This is a genomic window from Novosphingobium organovorum (genome assembly GCF_022832435.1).
Lineage (GTDB): Bacteria > Pseudomonadota > Alphaproteobacteria > Sphingomonadales > Sphingomonadaceae > Novosphingobium > Novosphingobium organovorum.
Genome location: NZ_JALHLF010000205.1, coordinates 1 through 3,073, shown reverse-complemented (window position 1 = coordinate 3,073; position 3,073 = coordinate 1). Strand labels below are relative to the sequence as shown.

Here is a 3,073-nt window from a genome sequence, read left to right as displayed (position 1 = left end):
GCGAGCGCGACCGGCGTCCAGCGCGGCCAACCGTGCGCGCGCGGCGAGGCCTCTTCGGCGTCGCGATCGTCGTCGGTGGTCCGGTCGGGGGCCATGCCCTCGGCGGCGAGACGCGCGCCCGAGGTGGGGTAGCGATCGCCGAGCCCGGCCAGCATCGCCTTCAAGGTGGGGTCCCCGTGCGCGGCGCCAGCCAGCTCCCAGCCTGCGGACATGGCTTCGAACGCGGCGCGGTGCCGGGGCGAGAGCGCGCACCAGCGCTCGATCTCGGCCTGCTCGTCGGCGTCCGCGAGCCCGGCTTCAAGGCGCGCGAAATGCGCCGCGGCAATGTCGTAGAGATCGGGTTGGGTCGGGTCCATCACGCGCAAGCCGGTAGTTACTTTGCCAGGCGGCGCGCAAGGTGCGCGATCGCCTTTGTCATGTGCTTTTCAAGCGCGCTGACCGAAATTCCGACCCTCTGGGCGATTTCGCCATAGGCCAGTCCTTCGTAGCGCCGCATCAGGAAGATGTCGCGCGTGCGCTCGGGCAGCTCGTTGAGCGCGCTCGCGACGCGGGCCAGTTCGTCCCTTGCCTGTAAGACGCGGTCGGGGCCAAGCTCCACAGCATTATTTTCCAGGTCCGCAGGGTCGCAGGCGACAACGACCCCGCGCACGCTCTCGCGGCGCAGGTGATCGCGCAGCACGCTCGAGGCGGTCTGGAAGATATAGGCCTCCAGATTGAGGATCGCGCTCGCCTGGCTGCGCGCGTGCATGCGCACCATGACGTCCTGCGCCAGATCCTCGGCCATGTGGGCATGGCCCAGCCGGCGCAGGAAAAACCCCCGCAGCGCCGGAAGGAAGCGGGCGTAGTCGTCCGGCGCATCGCCGCACGCCCCATCATGGCCGGCCAGCGGATTGGCCTGCTTCATTGCAACCCCCATGTATCCCTGGATTGTGCCCCTTGGGCGCCGGGATGAACGCCCTGGCCATGGTGCCGCGCCGTCGCTCGTGTGACCGCGCGCGACGAGGCAGGCGGCGACCGCGGCGTTCAGAAAGGCCGGCTGAGGGAAAGAACCCATTCCCGCGGGCCCGCGCTGAGCGTCTGGTCGGCTCCATAGCCGTTGCTTACCATGCGCAGGATCGCGGTTGAGTCAAAGAGGTTTTTTACGCTGAGCGCGAGTTCGCCGAGCGGGCTTGCGTAGACCAGATCGAGATTGGCGAGCTGGTGCGCGCGCGTGCGCGCGCGATTGGGGTCGTCGCGCCGGAACGTCGATTCGAACCCGCTCTGCACTTCCCATTCGGCCGCGAGGCGCAGGCTGCGGGTATCACCCAGCACGAACCGGCGCGACACCCGCGCGTTGGCCCGCAGCGAGGGCACGAAAGGCAGCCGGTCGTCCGCGCGCGCGTCCCCGGCCAGGGCGGCGGCATCGGTCACCCGGTTGAGCCGCGCATCGATGTAGCTCACGTCCAGCCCGGCGCGCAGCCGCCCGGCGTGCAGCCGCGCGCTGGCCTCCGCCCCCTGCAGCGCGGCGTTGCCGATATTGACGAGGTAGGCGAACGAGCGGTTGTCCGAGAAGGCGCGAAACTGCATGTCGCGCCAGTCGTTGAGGAACGCGGTGAGCGAGAGGTCGAGCCGCTGGTCGAGGCTCCAGCGCAGCCCGGTCTCGATCCCCCACAGGGTATCGCCGTCATAGGTGAAATGCCCCGTGACGAGCGCGGGCGCGGTGTTGACGCCGCCGGGCCGGTCGGTCCGGCTAAGCTGGGTGTGCAGGTCGAGGTGGTCGGCGATCGGCACGTCGGCATGGACGCTGCCCTGCCAGCCGTGCGAACGGCGCACCGTGCGTGGCCAGGAATCGATCGAGCCGCTGATGACGTTGGGCACTTCGACGTCGCCTTGCGAAACGAGGCTGTAGCTTTCGATCCGCAGCCCGGCGGCCAGCCGCAGCCCCGCGCTGTCGCGGTAGCTGGCGTTGGCGAAGGCGGCCTTCTGCGCGCGGGTCACGGCCAGGCTGCGCACGCCGAAATAGGTCTGGGGCGTGAGATCGGGCAGCGACACGCTCGACAGCGCGCTGCGCAGCGCTTCGTGGCGGCGGTCGATCACGGCGCCCAGCACCCAGGACAGCCCGGTCGAACGCTCGGCATGAAGGCGCACTTCCTGTATCTGCCGCTGCGATCGGATCGGCACGTGAAGCAGCGTGGGGGTGAGCCCCAGCACGTAGCTTTCGAAGGTTTCGGCCTGCGCGGTGTCGCAGGCGGTGGTCTCCAGCGCGAAGTAGCGCATGCAGCCTTCGGGATCGGTGGCCTGGAGCTGGGTCACCCGCGTGCGGTCGTAGCGCCGGTCGATGTTCCAGAGGTAGGCGGCCGAAACCGAGGTCAGCGTCACCGCGCCCAGCGCGCGATCGACGCGCAGCCGCGCGAGGCCGAAATCGTGCCGGGTGGGGGCGCTGAAATAGCGGTCGGTGCGGTAGGCGCCCAGATCCCGCGACCAGACGCTGCTATCCCCGATCCGGCGCTCCTGCCAGATCACCAGGGTGTCGGTCGTGGTCAGCGCGTCGGGTTCCCAGGCCAGTGCGGCGCGCAGGCCGCGCGTGGTGCTGGCGTTGACGTTGCGCTGGGCTGTGCGCACGTTGTCGACGTAGCCGCCGCTATGCTGCGCATAGCCCACCAGCCGCAGCGCGGCGGATGGGCCGAGCGGCAGGTTGCCCATGCCCGAGGCGGCAAGGCTGGGTGCGCCGCCTTCCTGAAGACCGGCAGCAAGGCTGGCGCTGGCCTCGCTCACGCCGATCCTGGCCGCCGTGGGGGAGACCGCGATTTCCCCCGCGAGGGCGCCCACGCCGTGTTCGGTCCCGCGCGCGTTGCGCGCGACCGAAATCCCCGCGACGTCGATCAGCGCGATGTCCGAGGATGTGCGCGCGCCGTCGCTGCCGGTGCCCGAGGGCCCTGCGATCGGCACGTCGGCAAAGTAGACTGCGGTGGTGGTGTCACCGACGAGGCCGATCCCGCGCACCAGGATCGCGGTCTGTCCGGCGCCCGCGGGCTGGCTCATGACGCCCGGCACGCGCCGCGCGACTTCGCCGAGCGAGGGCGGGGCGGCGGTG

Annotated in this window: 3 protein-coding genes; all 3 read right to left on the bottom strand. The window is 70.5% G+C overall.

The window, feature by feature from the left end:
- On the bottom strand, positions 1 to 356 hold a 356-nt coding region (locus MTR62_RS20560), incomplete at its 3' end, for a FecR/PupR family sigma factor regulator (RefSeq protein WP_244024459.1).
- A 17-nt stretch (positions 357 to 373) separates the two neighbouring features.
- On the bottom strand, positions 374 to 904 hold the full coding sequence (locus MTR62_RS20555; protein WP_244024458.1) for an RNA polymerase sigma factor: 531 nt from the start codon (positions 902 to 904) through the stop codon (positions 374 to 376).
- Between the two features lie 119 nt (positions 905 to 1,023).
- Positions 1,024 to 3,073: TonB-dependent receptor (locus tag MTR62_RS20550; RefSeq protein ID WP_244024456.1), on the bottom strand; the 2,050-nt coding region annotated here is incomplete at its 5' end.